The organism is Kibdelosporangium banguiense (assembly GCF_017876405.1).
Classification (GTDB): Bacteria; Actinomycetota; Actinomycetes; order Mycobacteriales; family Pseudonocardiaceae; genus Kibdelosporangium; species Kibdelosporangium banguiense.
Window position 1 is genome coordinate 457,684 of the sequence record NZ_JAGINW010000001.1, and the last position, 13,742, is coordinate 471,425.

General features: G+C 66.9%; 18 protein-coding genes. 11 read left to right on the forward strand and 7 right to left on the reverse strand.

Annotated features, from left to right (window positions below; all coding sequences use genetic code 11):
• Positions 1 to 3: 3 nt before the first annotated feature.
• From hypD to hypB, 4 genes are read left to right on the forward strand one after another with little or no spacing between them, the layout of a single operon-like run.
• Positions 4 to 1,131: a hydrogenase formation protein HypD gene (gene hypD, locus JOF56_RS02100; protein ID WP_209633825.1), complete on the forward strand. Its 1,128-nt coding sequence runs from the start codon at positions 4 to 6 to the stop codon at positions 1,129 to 1,131.
• Positions 1,128 to 2,207, forward strand: coding sequence for a hydrogenase expression/formation protein HypE (hypE, locus tag JOF56_RS02105; RefSeq protein WP_209633827.1), 1,080 nt, complete (start codon positions 1,128 to 1,130; stop codon positions 2,205 to 2,207). The genes hypD and hypE overlap by 4 nt, the downstream gene beginning before the upstream one ends.
• Before the next feature lies 1 nt (position 2,208).
• Positions 2,209 to 2,577, forward strand: coding sequence for a hydrogenase maturation nickel metallochaperone HypA (gene hypA, locus JOF56_RS02110; RefSeq protein ID WP_209633829.1), 369 nt, complete (start codon positions 2,209 to 2,211; stop codon positions 2,575 to 2,577).
• Positions 2,541 to 3,212, forward strand: a complete 672-nt coding sequence (hypB, locus tag JOF56_RS02115; protein ID WP_209633831.1) for a hydrogenase nickel incorporation protein HypB — start codon at positions 2,541 to 2,543, stop codon at positions 3,210 to 3,212. The genes hypA and hypB overlap by 37 nt, the downstream gene beginning before the upstream one ends.
• Here hypB and JOF56_RS02120 read toward each other — a convergent pair.
• From JOF56_RS02120 to JOF56_RS02130, 3 genes are read right to left on the reverse strand one after another with little or no spacing between them, the layout of a single operon-like run.
• Positions 3,192 to 4,421: a sensor histidine kinase gene (locus tag JOF56_RS02120; RefSeq protein WP_209633833.1), complete on the reverse strand. Its 1,230-nt coding sequence runs from the start codon at positions 4,419 to 4,421 to the stop codon at positions 3,192 to 3,194. The genes hypB and JOF56_RS02120 overlap by 21 nt on opposite strands.
• The gene (gene cseB, locus JOF56_RS02125) at positions 4,418 to 5,098 is read right to left on the reverse strand and encodes a two-component system response regulator CseB (RefSeq protein ID WP_209633834.1); all 681 of its coding nucleotides are present in this window, start codon (positions 5,096 to 5,098) and stop codon (positions 4,418 to 4,420) included. The genes JOF56_RS02120 and cseB overlap by 4 nt, the downstream gene beginning before the upstream one ends.
• Complete coding sequence (locus JOF56_RS02130) at positions 5,095 to 5,676, reverse strand: hypothetical protein (RefSeq protein WP_209633837.1); 582 nt, start codon at positions 5,674 to 5,676, stop codon at positions 5,095 to 5,097. The genes cseB and JOF56_RS02130 overlap by 4 nt, the downstream gene beginning before the upstream one ends.
• A 184-nt stretch (positions 5,677 to 5,860) precedes the next feature.
• Between JOF56_RS02130 and JOF56_RS02135 the strand changes: the two genes are divergently transcribed.
• The 3 genes from JOF56_RS02135 to JOF56_RS02145 are packed head-to-tail and all read left to right on the forward strand — an operon-like array spanning position 5,861 to position 8,173.
• Complete coding sequence (locus JOF56_RS02135; protein WP_209633839.1) at positions 5,861 to 6,610, forward strand: polysaccharide deacetylase family protein; 750 nt, start codon at positions 5,861 to 5,863, stop codon at positions 6,608 to 6,610.
• Positions 6,607 to 7,794 carry an LCP family protein gene (locus JOF56_RS02140; RefSeq protein ID WP_209633842.1) on the forward strand — a complete coding sequence of 396 codons (1,188 nt, stop codon included), beginning with the start codon at positions 6,607 to 6,609 and terminating at the stop codon, positions 7,792 to 7,794. The genes JOF56_RS02135 and JOF56_RS02140 overlap by 4 nt, the downstream gene beginning before the upstream one ends.
• Positions 7,784 to 8,173: a DUF6542 domain-containing protein gene (locus JOF56_RS02145; protein ID WP_209633844.1), complete on the forward strand. Its 390-nt coding sequence runs from the start codon at positions 7,784 to 7,786 to the stop codon at positions 8,171 to 8,173. The genes JOF56_RS02140 and JOF56_RS02145 overlap by 11 nt, the downstream gene beginning before the upstream one ends.
• On the opposite strand, the gene JOF56_RS02150 is transcribed toward JOF56_RS02145, so the two are convergent.
• Together JOF56_RS02150 and JOF56_RS02155 are read right to left on the reverse strand one after the other, a co-directional pair.
• Positions 8,099 to 8,734, reverse strand: a complete 636-nt coding sequence (locus tag JOF56_RS02150) for a class I SAM-dependent methyltransferase (RefSeq protein ID WP_209633846.1) — start codon at positions 8,732 to 8,734, stop codon at positions 8,099 to 8,101. The genes JOF56_RS02145 and JOF56_RS02150 overlap by 75 nt on opposite strands.
• A 32-nt stretch (positions 8,735 to 8,766) precedes the next feature.
• Positions 8,767 to 9,651: a winged helix-turn-helix domain-containing protein gene (locus JOF56_RS02155; RefSeq protein WP_209633848.1), complete on the reverse strand. Its 885-nt coding sequence runs from the start codon at positions 9,649 to 9,651 to the stop codon at positions 8,767 to 8,769.
• Positions 9,652 to 9,827: 176 nt separating this feature from the next.
• Between JOF56_RS02155 and JOF56_RS02160 the strand changes: the two genes are divergently transcribed.
• From JOF56_RS02160 to JOF56_RS02170, 3 genes are all read left to right on the forward strand, one after another.
• Positions 9,828 to 10,130 carry a helix-turn-helix domain-containing protein gene (locus JOF56_RS02160; protein WP_209633850.1) on the forward strand — a complete coding sequence of 101 codons (303 nt, stop codon included), beginning with the start codon at positions 9,828 to 9,830 and terminating at the stop codon, positions 10,128 to 10,130.
• A gap of 117 nt (positions 10,131 to 10,247) precedes the next feature.
• Positions 10,248 to 10,529, forward strand: coding sequence for a metal-sensitive transcriptional regulator (locus tag JOF56_RS02165; protein WP_209633852.1), 282 nt, complete (start codon positions 10,248 to 10,250; stop codon positions 10,527 to 10,529).
• A gap of 30 nt (positions 10,530 to 10,559) precedes the next feature.
• Positions 10,560 to 10,766, forward strand: a complete 207-nt coding sequence (locus JOF56_RS02170) for a heavy-metal-associated domain-containing protein (protein ID WP_209633853.1) — start codon at positions 10,560 to 10,562, stop codon at positions 10,764 to 10,766.
• Here JOF56_RS02170 and JOF56_RS02175 read toward each other — a convergent pair.
• Positions 10,763 to 11,257 (reverse strand): MarR family winged helix-turn-helix transcriptional regulator, encoded by a 495-nt coding sequence (locus JOF56_RS02175; RefSeq protein ID WP_209633855.1) that lies wholly within the window; start codon positions 11,255 to 11,257, stop codon positions 10,763 to 10,765. The two genes, JOF56_RS02170 and JOF56_RS02175, sit on opposite strands and share 4 nt — an antisense overlap.
• A 72-nt stretch (positions 11,258 to 11,329) precedes the next feature.
• Here JOF56_RS02175 and JOF56_RS02180 point away from each other — a divergent pair, with 72 nt between their 5' ends.
• Positions 11,330 to 12,538 (forward strand): amidohydrolase family protein, encoded by a 1,209-nt coding sequence (locus JOF56_RS02180; RefSeq protein ID WP_209633857.1) that lies wholly within the window; start codon positions 11,330 to 11,332, stop codon positions 12,536 to 12,538.
• 39 nt (positions 12,539 to 12,577) lie between these two features.
• On the opposite strand, the gene JOF56_RS02185 is transcribed toward JOF56_RS02180, so the two are convergent.
• Positions 12,578 to 13,735, reverse strand: a complete 1,158-nt coding sequence (locus JOF56_RS02185) for an alkaline phosphatase family protein (RefSeq protein ID WP_209633859.1) — start codon at positions 13,733 to 13,735, stop codon at positions 12,578 to 12,580.
• Positions 13,736 to 13,742 lie beyond the last annotated feature (7 nt).

The following is a 13,742-nucleotide window of genomic DNA, read 5'->3' on the forward strand; positions in this document are numbered from 1 at the left end:
GTCATGCGTTTCGTCGACGAGTTCCGTGACGCCGACACCGCACGGGCGTTGGCCGCGAAGATCGCCCGGCTGTGCGAGCCCGGCCGTGAGTACAAGTTCATGGAGGTGTGCGGCGGTCACACGCACACGATCTACAAACACGGCCTTGAGGACTACCTGCCGGAGAACATCACGCTTGTGCACGGCCCGGGCTGCCCGGTGTGCGTCATCCCGATGGGCCGCATCGACGACGCGATCCACATCGCGCGCCAGCCCGGTGTGCTGATGACCTCGTTCGGCGACATGATGCGGGTTCCCGGCAGTGACGGGAACTTCTTCGACTCCAACGCCGAGGGCACCAACATCCGGATGGTCTACTCACCGCTGGACTCGCTCAAGATCGCCCGGCAGAACCCGGACCAGCAGGTCGTGTTCATGGCGATCGGCTTCGAGACCACCGCCCCGTCCACCGCGATGACGATCCTGCGTGCGGCCAAGGAAGGCATCGAGAACTTCTCGGTGTTCTGCAACCACATCACCATCATCCCGGCCATCAAGGCCATTCTGGACTCGCCCGATCTACGGCTGGACGGGTTCATCGGGCCGGGGCACGTGTCCACTGTGATCGGTTGCCGGCCGTACGAGTTCATCGCGGGCCAGTACAACAAGCCGATCGTGGTGGCCGGGTTCGAGCCGCTGGACATCCTGCAGTCGATCTACATGCTGATGCTGCAGCTCAAAGAAGGTCGCTCCGAAGTGGAGAACCAGTACTCCCGGGTGGTGCCGTGGGACGGCAATATCACCGCGCTGCGGGCGATCGGCGAGACGATGCAGCTGCGGCCGTACTTCGAATGGCGTGGCCTCGGATTCATCTCGCACTCGGCGCTGCAAGTCCGCTCGCAGTACGCGAAGTTCGACGCCGAACTCGCTTACGAGGTCCCGGGTGTGCGCGTGGCCGACCCGAAAGCCTGCCAGTGCGGCGAAGTCCTCAAGGGAGTGCTGAAACCCTGGGAATGCAAGGTCTTCGGGACCGCCTGCACACCGGAGACACCGATCGGCACATGCATGGTCTCGCCCGAAGGCGCGTGCGCGGCCTACTACAACTTCGGGCGGTTCACCCGGACCCGAGTGCGTGAGGCGAGCCTGTCATGACCGAAGTGTCCACCAGGGAGCAACAGGTCCTTGACCGGATCGAGCGTGCCAGACGGCGTCGGCCGAAGGTCACGCAGGATCGGATCACGCTGGCGCACGGCTCCGGCGGCAAGGCCACCCAGACGTTGATCGAAGCCGTTTTCCTTGACGCGTTCAGCAATCCGATGCTCGACCAGCTCGACGACGCGGCATCCTTCTCGGTCAACGGCTCGCGGCTGGCACTGACCACAGACTCGTTCGTCGTCTCGCCATTGTTCTTCCCCGGTGGCGACATCGGTGACCTGGCGGTCAACGGGACCGTGAACGACCTGGCCGTGTCCGGCGCGAAGCCGTTGTACCTGACCGCGGGTTTCATTCTGGAGGAAGGTTTTCCAGTCGCGGACCTGGTCAGGATCGTCAGCTCGATGAAGGCGGCCGCGCAGGCGGCGGGCGTCCAGATCGTGACCGGCGATACGAAGGTGGTCCAGCGCGGCAAAGCCGACGGCTGTTACATCAACACCGCCGGAGTCGGCGTGATCTCGTATCCCGGCAGGCTCGGCATGTCCGAGGTCCAGCCGGGCGACGCCGTTCTGGTTTCCGGGCCGATCGGTGAGCACGGCGTGACCGTGATGCTTGCCCGCGGTGAACTGGACATCGAGGCCGATCTGGAGTCGGATACCGCACCGGTGCATGAGTTGGTCGCCTCGCTGCTCGCTGTTCCGGGCGTGCGGGTGATGCGGGACGCGACGCGCGGTGGCGTGGCGACGATCCTCAACGAGGTCGCCAAGGCCGCTGACGTTGCGGTGGTGGTCGACGAGGCTGCGGTCCCGGTCGGCCATGAAGTCCGTGGCGCATCGGAGTTGCTGGGCATCGACCCGCTGTACGTCGCCTGCGAAGGCCGAATCGTGGCTATTGTGGACGGATCTGCCGCCGATGCCGCGCTGGCAGCGATGCGCGCACACCCCCTGGGAGAGCAAGCCGCCGTGGTCGGCCGGATCAAGGCCGACCCACCGGGACTAGTACTGCTGAACACAGTGTTCGGCGGAACCAGGATCTGTGACCTGCTCGTCGGCGATCCCCTGCCCCGGATCTGCTGAGATGCACGAGCTGTCGATCACCCAGTCGATCGTCTCGGATATCGCCGAGAAGCTGGGTGACACGCGGGTGACAAAGGTGACCCTTCTGATCGGCCGGCTCTCCGGGGTGGTGGTCGACTCGATCCGGTTCTGCTTCGACCTGGTGGCAGAGGGAACGACACTCGAAGGCGCCGAACTCGTCGTGCACGAACCGCTCGGGCAAGTGCGTTGCCCGTCCTGCCAGATCCAGTTCGAGACGTCCGATCCGATCGTGCTGTGCCCGGACTGCGGCACCTCCGAGGTGACCGTGCTGGCCGGTCGCGAGCTGCGGATCAAATCCGTGGAGGTGATCACATGTGCGGCACCTGCGGCTGCTCAACCACCGAAGTAGTCACACTCGAACACAAGATCCTGGCCCGCAACGACGACCTGGCCGAGCAGAACAGAAAATGGCTGTCCGAAAGGGAAATCCTGGCGGTCAACCTGATGAGCTCGCCCGGATCGGGAAAGACCACCCTGCTCGAACGCACCATCCAGGACCTGCCGGACCTCACGGTGTCAGTGATCGAGGGCGACCAGGAGACAGCGTTCGACGCCAACCGAATCCGCGCCACCGGCTGCCCCGTCATCCAAATCAACACAGGTGCAGGCTGTCACCTCGACGCATCGATGCTCGCCACCGCCCTGGAGGAACTCAACCCACCCAACCGCTCGACCCTCTTCATCGAAAACGTCGGCAACCTGGTCTGCCCAGCTCTCTTCGACCTAGGCGAAACCACCCGCGTCGTCATCACATCCGTCACCGAGGGCCCCGACAAACCTCTGAAATACCCCCACATGTTCCGCACCGCCGACCTCGTCCTGCTCAACAAGATCGACCTCCTGCCCCACCTCGACTTCCCGCCCGAGCATTTCACCACCCATGTCCACCAGGTAAACCCCCACGCCGAAGTCCGCCAAGTCTCCGCCACCAAGGGCGACGGCATGCAAGCCTGGTACTCCTGGCTAAACAGGGCTGTCGGGTAGGACCAGGGTTGCCAGGGCGCCCTGGGGTTCGGGGTTGGTGAAGGTCAGGGTTCCGCCGAGGACTTTGACTTGGGCGACGGCGATGGTCAGGCCTAGGCCGTGGCCGCTGCTTCGGTCGCTGCTGCCGGTGCGGAAGCGGCTGGGACCGTCACGCAGCAGTTCGTCGGAGAAACCTGGGCCGTGGTCACGGATTCGCAGGGTGAGACCGTCCACTTCGACCTCGATCGGGGGTTTTCCGTGCTTGCCGGCGTTGACCAGGAGGTTGACCAGGACTCGTTCCAGGCGGCGGGGGTCGGTGCGGACGGGGACCTCGGAAAGCACTGAGACCTGTGCGTCCGGTGCGACACCCGCGACCCGGCGGCGGACGAACTCTCCCAGTTGTAGTTCTGCCAGCTCGGCGCGTTCGGCGGCGGTGTCCAGGCGGGCGACCTCGAGGATGTCCTCGACCAGGACTCGCAGGACACGCACGCGGTCGCGGACAAGCTCGGCGGGGCGCGAAGGAGGAAGCAACTCGGCGGCAGTGACGAGCCCCGTCACCGGCGTGCGCAGTTCGTGAGCGATGTCGGCGGTGACGCGTTGCTCGGCAACAAGACGTTCCTGCAAAGCATCGGCCATCCCGTCGATGGCTTGAGCCAGTTCGGCGGCCTCATCCCGGGGCCGGTCCCGGATCACGTCACGCACCCGGGCGGTCATATCTCCGTCGGCGACTCGGCGCGCGGCCCCTGCGGCGAGGCGCAAGCGCCGGGACAAGCGGCTGACCAGCAACACTCCGACCACGGAACTGAGCACGACCACTCCGACCGAGCCGATCAGCAGCACCTGGTCCAGACGGCTCAGTGCGTCATCACGGTCGGAATAGGGGCTACGCAACGAAAGGACTTTGCCGTCGGTCTCGGCGGCCGCCCAGATCCACGACCCGTTCGGGGCGCGTTCCAGGTAGGTCGCCCGCTGCCCGCCACGAACCGCGGACAACAGCTCCGGTGGCACAGCGGACGAGTTCAGCTCACTGCCCAGAGCGGCCTGCCCGGTCAGTGCGTAGTCCCGGACCACCAGCTGAATGCGTTCGTCCTGCAGCTGGCGCGCATCGGCGAGCTGCGTCTGGGAGAACTCGGTGCGCACCAGCAGGCTCAGTGCAACCGCGACCAATGCACTGACCACAGCGATCGCCGCACTGAGCCGCCAACGGAGCGAAGCAGGCAACAACTTCACGGCGAACTCTTGAGTTTGTACCCGAACCCGCGCACGGTCTCGATGCGATCCTGACCGACCTTGGCGCGCAGCCGTTGGACGTGCACGTCGACCACGCGCGAGTCGCCGCCCCACTGGTAATCCCACACCTGTTCGAGCAGGACGTCACGGGTGAGCACGCTGCCTGGAGAGTCCACAAAGCACAGCAGCAACCGCAACTCGGTGGGTGTCAGCTCGACCGGCTGGCCGGCAACCCGGACTTCCAGGCCGTTGCGGTGCACCTCGAGATCCCCGAAACGCAGGGGTTGCTCGCCGGTGGACGCCTCGGCCCGGTTCATCCGGCGGACCACGGCACGGATCCGGGCCACCAGAACAGTACTGTCGAACGGTTTCGTCACGTAGTCGTCCGCGCCCGCCTCCAGGCCGAGCACGACGTCAATGGGGTCCGCGCGGGCCGACATCATGATCACCGGGGTCGAGCTCTCCTCCCGGATCTGCCGGCACAGGCTGACGCCGTTCATCCCGGGCAGCATCAGGTCGAGCAGGGCCACGTCCGGCAGTTGCTCGCGGTAGCGGGCCAGCCCGCTGATGCCGTCCTCGGCGACCGTGACCTCGAAGCCGTCACGCTCAAGCGCCAGCTGGGTGGCCTCGCGGATCACGGCGTCATCCTCGACCAGCAATACGTGCATCGGGCTCATTTCTTGAACAGCTCGAAAGCGGTACCCGACCACTTGTACAACACCGAGGTCTGCAGGCTCGGGCAGCAGGAGCGGTCGTTGGTGCGGTACTCCCAGCGGATGACCTGCAGGATGCCGTTGCGCTGCTCGACGAGCTGGCCCGGATCCTCCGAGGCGAACACGTCCACCGGCGGTTTCGGCTTCAGGTCGTAGATGTAGTTGGCCAGCACGCCACCGCCGCGCAAGTAGTCGGGGGCGTCCACGATCGCCTTCGAGTCGCAGGGGACGACGGTCACGATCAGGTCGGCGGTGCCGTCTTCGGTGACGTCGGCGTACCGGGCGTCCACCGGGTAGCGGCCCTGCACACACGGCGTGAGGGTGCTCTTGATCTTGTCGCTGACCTTGGGATCGGCCCGCAGCAGCGCCACCGCGTCGAAGGACGGCGTCTCGTCACTGGGCGGCGGCGGGGTGCTGGGCGGCGGCGTGACCTGGCTCGCCCGGCCCTCCACCTGCACGCCACCGTTCGCCGGGCCACACGCGGAAAGCGACATCACCGCCAGCGTGATCACGCACAGTATCGCCATCCAGGCGCTCCGCATCCAGCCTCCTCTACGTCCGCCATTGTGCCTGGTCAGGCCCACCCGGCCAGTCGGCCCCCGTCTTCTGTTACACGGATGCGGGCCAGCTGCAGGCGGGCTGTTACACGACCGACGGCGTTCCGCCGGAAAGCATCCCTAGCTTCGAGATCGGAGGGAATCTCAAGGTTATCGGGGAGTCGCACGGATGCTGGAACGTCTCAAGCCGTTCAGGGCCGTGGCCGCGGCGGTGTTCGCACTGCTGCTGGCCGCCATCTTCGCCGGCCCGGACACCCAGCAGCCCACCCAGCGAGCCTCGTCGCAACCGCTGCCTGTGGTCAAGCCGTCCCAGCCGGCCGATCTGCGGCCCGCGCCGAAGATCGGCCCGGCCACGCTGGTCTACAAGGTCGAGACGAAGGACCCGGTGGCGTTCCTGACCATCGACGACGGCGGATACCGGGACCCGGCGATGGCCGGCGTCCTCAACCGGAACGGGGTCAAAGCCACGATGTTCGTCACCCAGAAGTACGCCCGCCAGGACCCGGCCTTCTTCCGGCAGTTGCGGGACGACACCGGCTCGGCCATCGAGAACCACAGCGCCACCCACGCCAACCTCAAGGGCCGCCCCGCCGACCAGCAGGCCGCCGAGATCGGCCCGGTGTCCGACGACTACGCCGCCACGTTCGGCAAGCGCCCGACTTTGTTCCGTGCGCCCTTCGGCAACAGCGATGACATCACGCTGCAGGCCGCCGGTGAGGCGGGCGCGAAGTACGTGGTCAACTGGGGTTCGGAGATCCGCAACGGCAAGGTGCACTTCAGCGGGCCGCGTGAGTTCCGGCCCGGCTCGATCGTGCTGATGCACTTCGGGCCCGGCTTCGAGGCCGACGTCAACGCATTCGTCGCCCAGGCCCGCACCAACGGCCTGACACCCGCTCTACTCACGGACTACCTGCGATGAACGCCAAGAAGATCGCCAGGATCACGACAAAAAGCCTGATCGCGGTGGTTTCGCTGGCTGTGCTCGCGGTCACGGCCGGCGGCTGGTGGACCTACCGGACGGCCACGACCAACCTCGCCACCGACGACGTGATCGTCCCGGAGACGCCGGACGCACCGCAGGCCAGCACCGGCGACAGCCCCACTCCGGTGCGCAAACCGCCGCAGGACACCACGATCCTCCTGGTCGGCTTGGACAGCCGCACCGACGCGCAGGGAAACCCGTTGCCGCGCAACGTGCTTGACGCGTTGCAGGCCGGGAACTCCACCGGCGAGCAGAACACCGACACCATGATGGTGATCCACGTGCCCGCCGATCCCACCAAGAAGGCGTTCGCCATCTCGTTGCCGCGTGACTCCTATGTGGACATCGCGGGCGGGTTCGGCAAGCACAAGCTGAACTCCGCGTACGCCAGGGCCAAGAACGCCGCCGCCGGCCAGGGGGAAAAGGAGTCCACCACCGCGGGCAGGCGCAACCTGATCGCCACGATCAACCAGCTGACCGGCCTGCACATCGACCACTACGCCGAGATCAACCTGTTCGGGTTCAGCGAGATCACCAACGCCGTCGGCGGCGTTCCGGTCTGCCTGAACAATCCCGTGAAGGACTCTTACTCCGGCGCGAACTTCCCGGCCGGGCCGCAGACCCTGCAGGGCATCGACGCGCTGAAGTTCGTCCGTCAGCGGCACGGCCTGACCAATGGTGACCTCGACCGGGTCCGGCGCCAACAGGCGTTCCTGGCCGGGCTGGCCAACCGGATGTTCAGCGCGGGCACGCTCACCGACCCGAGCAGGATCAGCGACCTGGTCAGCGCGCTGACCAAGGCCGTGGTGCTCGACAAGGGCTGGGACCTGATGTCGTTCGCCCAGCAGCTGGGCGACCTGACCGGTGACAAGATCCAGTTCACCACGATCCCGACCGGCCGGATCAACCTGGCCACCCCGTCGGACGGCAGCGCGGTCGAGGTCAATCCCAACCAGGTCCGTGCCTTCGTACAGAACCTGCTCGACCCACCGGCCGCGCCACCCGTGCAGCGACAACCGGACGCCGACGCGGCAGGAAAGATCATCGTCAATCAGGAGAGGGTGCAGAGGATTGCCAACGTCGAACCCATCAACGCCGGGGCGATCCCCTGTGTCGACTAGATTCGAGATCCCTGGCTGGCTGGCCGTGCTCGGCCCGGCCGCGATCGTCATCGGCGGCCTGGCGCTCGGCGGAGCCGTCTTCCCGATCTCGATCGCGGTCAGCTGTGTGGCCGCCGCGCTGTTGGTGCACCGGCCCGCGTTCTTCGCCGTGGCCGTGCAGCCGCCGTTGATCACCGCGATTGTGGTGACAGGATCGGTGTTCCTGGGCGGTGCGTCGATCCTCGACGGCGCCGCACTGCTGGCACAGACGTTCCCCTATCTGGTCGGCACCATGGCCGCGGTCGCAGTGATCCTGTTCGTCCGCTCACGGCTCGAGGCGCGCGCGAAACAACGCGACGCTGCCTCGCACCACCAGCTGGTAGCGGCCCAGCCCGGCTAACACTTCCCGCAGGTCATCCAGGGTGTCCCGGTCGTTGTGGAAGATCCCGCGCGCGTTGAGGTACTTCATCAGCAGGCGTGCCTGCGGCGCCACCGCGACACCCGCCGACAGGATCGTGCTGCCGAACACAATGCCACCCGGCCGGACCACGGCCGCGGCGTTCTTGAGCACCGAGCCTTTCTCCTTGATGCTGCCGGGCACACAGTGCAGCAGGAAATTCAGGCTCACCGAGTCGTACAGATCGTCCAGGGGCAACGGCTCCAGCACATTGGCCCGCACCTGGGTGACGTCGTACCGGGCCAGCCGCTGAGCGGTGTACGCCAGCGGTGCCGGATTGAGGTCCAGCAGCGTGATCTGCGGATCCCGTACCGGGAACCCGGCGTTCGCGAGCAGATGTCCCGTCGCGACACCCATCTCCAGGTGCTGCGCGCCGACACTCGCGTCGTACAGGCCCTGGACGTGCTTGACCGGGCACCGCCAGACCACCGGCATCGCCGCGTGGAACACCGACATGTCGTAGAGCGACAGCACGTTCCTGGTATGGGCCAGCACATCGTCCACAACGACTCCCGGGAGGACCGTCTCCGACTGATTCAGAACGGGTTGAGCTCGGTGCCCAGCGTAGTCGCCATGTGCAGCACGGTGTTGCGGTGCCGGTGGCTGGTGATCAGCCCGGCTTCCCGCAGCACAGCGGCATGTTCGTGAGCACGTCCAGGCGAGATGCCCAGCCGGTGGGCCAGCGCGCTCGTGGTGACGGCCGGGTTGAGCACGATCGCTTCGAGCACCGCGGCCCGTGTCCGCCCAAGCAGCGGCCCCAGTTTGCGGCCCGGCTCGTCGGGGGCGTCGATGAGCGGCAACGGAATCCGGGCCTGGTAAACGATCAGCAACGGCTGTCCGGGCACGCCACGGCCCACCAGCGGCGGGCCGGTCCAGAATGTGGACGGCGCCAGCATGATGCCGTACCCGTCCAGTTTGACGTCCCGGCCGGATCGTCCCGGGATTTCCAGCACCAGACCGTTCCACGCGGCGTCCGGGAACAGATCCGCCAGCGCTGTCCCGATTCCTTCAGTGAGCAGTGTGGGCAGCCGGGTCGCAAGGTCGTCGTGGTGCGTCGCGGCCACTCGTGACCACAGTGGACCGAAGATCGCTTGGTGCGCCGCGGTGACCGACGTCGCCAGGACGTCACGCGCCTCCCGGTCGCCGTCCGCGAGCCGCGTTGCCAGCAGCGTCGGCTCCCGTGTCACCGCCCCGAACGCCGACCATTGCAGCGCATGATCGGCCGACATGACCTCGTCCAGGCCTTCGTCGAAGGACGGGCTCAACGAGTCGAGGTAGTCAGGTGCTGTGTCGGGCAGCACGAGGTCCAGCAACGGCCTGGCCTCGTTGGGAAACCGTGACCAGACCGTGCGGCGCCACGGGCCGTAGAGGGGATTGTCCCGGCGCTGCAACATCATCAGCGCGTTGACGAGCTCGGTCATCGGCGAGGGGCTCCCGGCGAAACGGCAGCGCAGCAGATCTCTTTCCGTGCAGTGAATCCGTAACATCGTTCCCCCTCCCTTTTGGGCACGGACCTTTCCGTTGTCCCGGAAAGTCGGTGCGGGCGGGCCCGGCAGCGACACACACTAATCGGCGCTGGGACAAAGGGGGTTAGCACATGCTTGCCGAAAAACGGGTAGACCTGCTGCTGCGCGCCTGCGCGGCGGTACAGACAGTGGATCCGGAACTCGCCGGGCTGCTGCGGGACACGTTCGACCTGTCGCCGCCGGCGGCGCTGCCGGGCCTGACCACCCGGGAGGGCCAGATCGCCGCGCTGGCCGCGGCGGGGTTGTCGAATCTGGCGATCTCCCGCCGGCTGGTGATCTCCGTGCGGACGGTGGAGTGCCATCTGGCGCGCGTCTACCACAAGCTCGGGGTCAGGTCCCGGCGGCAGCTGCCGGAGCACGTCTACGCCGCGTGACCGAGGCCACGTTGCCTATCCCCTACCCCCTATGGGTATAAATCGGGTAGGCGCTCGTCGTTCCCCCGGCTCACCTGGCCGGCCGCGCGACGGGCCGGAGTACAAGGAGCGACGCGCATGGCCGGCTACACGGGAAACAAACAAGACCACCTCCGGCGGCTGCGCCGGATCGAGGGCCAGGCCCGGGGTCTGCAGCGGATGGTCGACAACGACGAGTACTGCATCGACATCCTGACGCAGATCTCGGCCGCGACCCGCGCCCTGCAGGCGGTGTCGGTGGCATTGCTCGACGAGCACCTCCGGCACTGCGTGACCGAGGCCATCAACGAGGGAGGCGCCGCGGCCGACGCGAAGATCACGGAGGCCAGCGACGCGATCGCCCGGCTCGTGCGCTCCTGACCCACCACCGGACATCGGAAAGGAAGAGCAATGTCCCAGTCGACGTACACAGTCCAGGGCATGACCTGCGGTCACTGCGTCAGCTCGGTGACCGAGGAAGTCGGATCGATCGACGGGGTCCAGCAGGTCGACGTCGACCTGGCCAGCGGTCTGGTGACCGTGACCAGCGACCGGGACCTGAGTGAGGACGACGTCCGCGCCGCGGTCACCGAGGCGGGCTACCAGCTCGCCAGCTAGTCGCGATCCTGCAGCGCGAGTAGCACTTCACGAAGTGCGTCAGCCGCCGCTCGGGCGGTCTCCTCAGGCACCGGCTTCAGCAGCCGGCGTTGCTCCTCGGAGGCCGCGCGGACGGCGGCTTCTGCCGTCCGCACGCCCTGTGCAGTCAGCTGAACCCATGAGCTGCGAGCGTCACCAGCGTCCTGCTCACGGCGGATCAGGCCGGCATCGGTGAGCCGTTTGAGCACATTGCTCGTGCCACCCGAAGAAAGCCACAAACGCCCGGCCAGCTCGGTCGGCTTGAGCCGGTAGGGCTTGCCCGTCGCGCGGAGCACGGCGAGGACGTCGTACTCCGCTTTGGTGAGCTTGAACTTCACCAGCGCCCTGGCTGCGGCCTCGTTGAGCAGGACGTGCAGGAGCCCGGCGCGCTTGCCCAGTTCCAGTTCCAGCCCGGCGATTTCGGGCAGCTCCCGGTTCCAGGCCGCGACAACGCCGTCAACCAGGTCCTCCATGCCGGGAAGAATACCTTGCAACCAGAAAGCTTTCGAGATAGCTTTACAAAAAGCTTTCCATGGAGGTAACTGGTGAAGGTACTGCTCAAAGGTGGATACGTCCTGTCCGAGCCGGGCGCGGACGTCCTGGTCGACGGCGGGAGCATCGCCGAGATCGGACCGAATCTGCCCGCGCAAGGTGCGACTGTCCTCAACGCGAGCGGCAAGGTGGTGATCCCCGGATTCGTCGACACCCACCGGCACATGGCGCAGTCGCCGCTGCGGGGTTTCGCCGCGGACATGACGCTCGAGTACTACCTGGCCAATGTCGTCGCCAGAATCGGGGCGCGACAGGACATCGACGACGTGCGCAACAGCCTTCGGCTCGCCGCGGCCGAGGCGATCGACGCGGGCGTGACCACGGTTCTGGACTGGAGCGGGTTCTCGGATCCCGCACAGGTCGACGCTGCGGTCGAGACGCATCAGGAGACCGGCCTGCGTGTCCTCTTCGGACACAGCAACCCGGACGACGAGGCAGACGTCCGCACAAGGGCCGACCAGGTCAAGATCGCACTGGCACCGCTGGGCCCGGACTACCTCTGCATCGAGGACACCACCAGGCACATCCGGCTGGCCCGCGATCTGGGCGTCATCGCCACGTTGCACGTCGGCGGCGGCCGGAACGGCGCCAAAGCCCAGTCGATCACCCGGCTGCACAAGGAAGGCCTACTGGGTCCTGACCTGAACTTCGTGCACGCCAACATGATCAGTGACGACGAGGTCAGGATGATCGCCGACAGCGGCGCGAGCCTGACCGTCACCCCGGTGGTCGAACTGATGATGGGACACGGCGACCTGGCGTACAAACGCTTCACCGAGGCCGGCGGCGCTCCAGCACTGGGTGTGGACGTCGTCATCAACAACACACCGGACATGTTCAGCGAAATGCGCACCGCACTGCTGCACGAACGCGCCCGCCGCGACAGCCGGCCCGCAGCCGGTGACATGCTGCGGGCCGCGACGATCAACAGTGCCCACGCCATCGGCATGGGCGACGAAGTCGGTTCGCTGGAAGTGGGCAAGCGCGCGGACATCGTGCTGCTCGCCGGTTTGGAGCACCTGTTCGGCGAAGGCCCGGAAACGGTCGCAGGCGGTGTGGTGACCAGCGCCGGCAACTCGGACGTCCACACGGTCCTGATCAACGGCCGGATCGTCAAGCGGGACGGACTGCTGATCGATCACGACCTACGCGACCTGCGTGAGGCCACTCTCGACATCGCACACCGGACGCTCGCGGCCTAGCAGGTCCATCTGGTCTATCCAAAAAGGACCGTCTCATCGCTACTCTGCCGCGCCCGGCTTCACCAGCAACGGGATCAGCTGATCCTCCGGAGTGAGCGAACCATGCTGCCCGGTCAGCAACGACATCCGCGGCTCGGCCTTCGACCGGGTTATCGCCGAGCCGCCACGGGCCGCCACCACCAGGTCACCGATCCGGGTGCGGACCGAATCGGCCACCAGCGGCCCGAACCATCCGGCGTCGACCGCTTCGTCCCTGGTCAGCACCCATGCCCGGTCGCCGAGCACCAGACGCCAGGTCTGGGCGACATCGGTCAACGCGCCCGCGTCAACGTAGACATGCCTGGCCCTGGCCTCGCCGCCGAGCATCCGGACGCCTTGCTTGAGCGATGGCAAGGTGTCGAAGTCGATCCGGTCGTCCTCGCCGACGTGCACCATGCCGTGATCCGCGGTGACCACGAGCATCCCGTCGGACGGCAGCTCCTCGGCGATCGTGGCGGCCAGCTGGTCGACCTGGCGCAGCTGGAATCGCCATGCCTTGGTGCCCGGCCCGAACACATGGCCCAGCAGGTCCAGGTCCGAGTGGTAGGCGTAGCAGAACACGCGGTCGGCGGCGCGCAGTGCGGCGGTCGCCTTGCTGGCCAGGTCGCCGAGTGCGAGCACGGCCTCGAACTCCGCGCCTTCAAAGGCTGCTCTGGTCAAGCCACTTCCCTCGAACGAGCGGTGCGTGGCCAGCCGGACGTGCACGCCCGCGTCCATCGCCCGTTGGAAAGCCGTGGTCACCGGCTGGAAGTCCTCGGGCACGTACCGGTCGCGGAAGTCGACGTTCTTGCCGCCGGCGTGCAGGCCCCAGCTCAGTGCGTTGATCAGCTCGTCGTCCGAGGCAGCGAAGGAGTAGCCGACGATGCCGTGCTGCCCGGGCGGCACGCCTGTGCCGACGGTCGTCAGGCTGGTCGCGGTGGTGGCCGGGAACCCGGCCGTGATCTCGTGGCCCGCCAGTCCGGCCAGGAACGGCGCGTCTTCGGCGTACTCACGCAGCAAATGCCAGCCGAGGCCGTCGACGAGCAGCAGGCAGACCTTGCGCGCCTCCGGCAGCGGCAAAGTCGCGCTCATCCCCGGCACGCCAAGGCCCGCCATGATCGACGGGACGACATCGGACAACGAACCCGCGCCGTAACGCGGAACCAGCGCAGACCCCATGATCTCA

Bases quoted from the DNA above. Each gene is read 5' to 3' on its own strand.
- JOF56_RS02130 (WP_209633837.1), bottom strand. From the start codon at position 5,676: ATGCGGAGCGCCTGGATGGCGATACTGTGCGTGATCACGCTGGCGGTG.
- JOF56_RS02165 (WP_209633852.1), top strand. From the start codon at position 10,248: ATGGCCGGCTACACGGGAAACAAACAAGACCACCTCCGGCGGCTGCGC.
- JOF56_RS02175 (WP_209633855.1), bottom strand. From the start codon at position 11,257: ATGGAGGACCTGGTTGACGGCGTTGTCGCGGCCTGGAACCGGGAGCTG.
- JOF56_RS02170 (WP_209633853.1), top strand. From the start codon at position 10,560: ATGTCCCAGTCGACGTACACAGTCCAGGGCATGACCTGCGGTCACTGC.
- hypD (WP_209633825.1), top strand. From the start codon at position 4: ATGCGTTTCGTCGACGAGTTCCGTGACGCCGACACCGCACGGGCGTTG.
- hypE (WP_209633827.1), top strand. From the start codon at position 1,128: ATGACCGAAGTGTCCACCAGGGAGCAACAGGTCCTTGACCGGATCGAG.
- JOF56_RS02185 (WP_209633859.1), bottom strand. From the start codon at position 13,735: ATGGGGTCTGCGCTGGTTCCGCGTTACGGCGCGGGTTCGTTGTCCGAT.
- JOF56_RS02140 (WP_209633842.1), top strand. From the start codon at position 6,607: ATGAACGCCAAGAAGATCGCCAGGATCACGACAAAAAGCCTGATCGCG.
- JOF56_RS02160 (WP_209633850.1), top strand. From the start codon at position 9,828: ATGCTTGCCGAAAAACGGGTAGACCTGCTGCTGCGCGCCTGCGCGGCG.
- hypA (WP_209633829.1), top strand. From the start codon at position 2,209: ATGCACGAGCTGTCGATCACCCAGTCGATCGTCTCGGATATCGCCGAG.
- JOF56_RS02135 (WP_209633839.1), top strand. From the start codon at position 5,861: ATGCTGGAACGTCTCAAGCCGTTCAGGGCCGTGGCCGCGGCGGTGTTC.
- JOF56_RS02155 (WP_209633848.1), bottom strand. From the start codon at position 9,651: ATGACCGAGCTCGTCAACGCGCTGATGATGTTGCAGCGCCGGGACAAT.
- cseB (WP_209633834.1), bottom strand. From the start codon at position 5,098: ATGAGCCCGATGCACGTATTGCTGGTCGAGGATGACGCCGTGATCCGC.
- hypB (WP_209633831.1), top strand. From the start codon at position 2,541: ATGTGCGGCACCTGCGGCTGCTCAACCACCGAAGTAGTCACACTCGAA.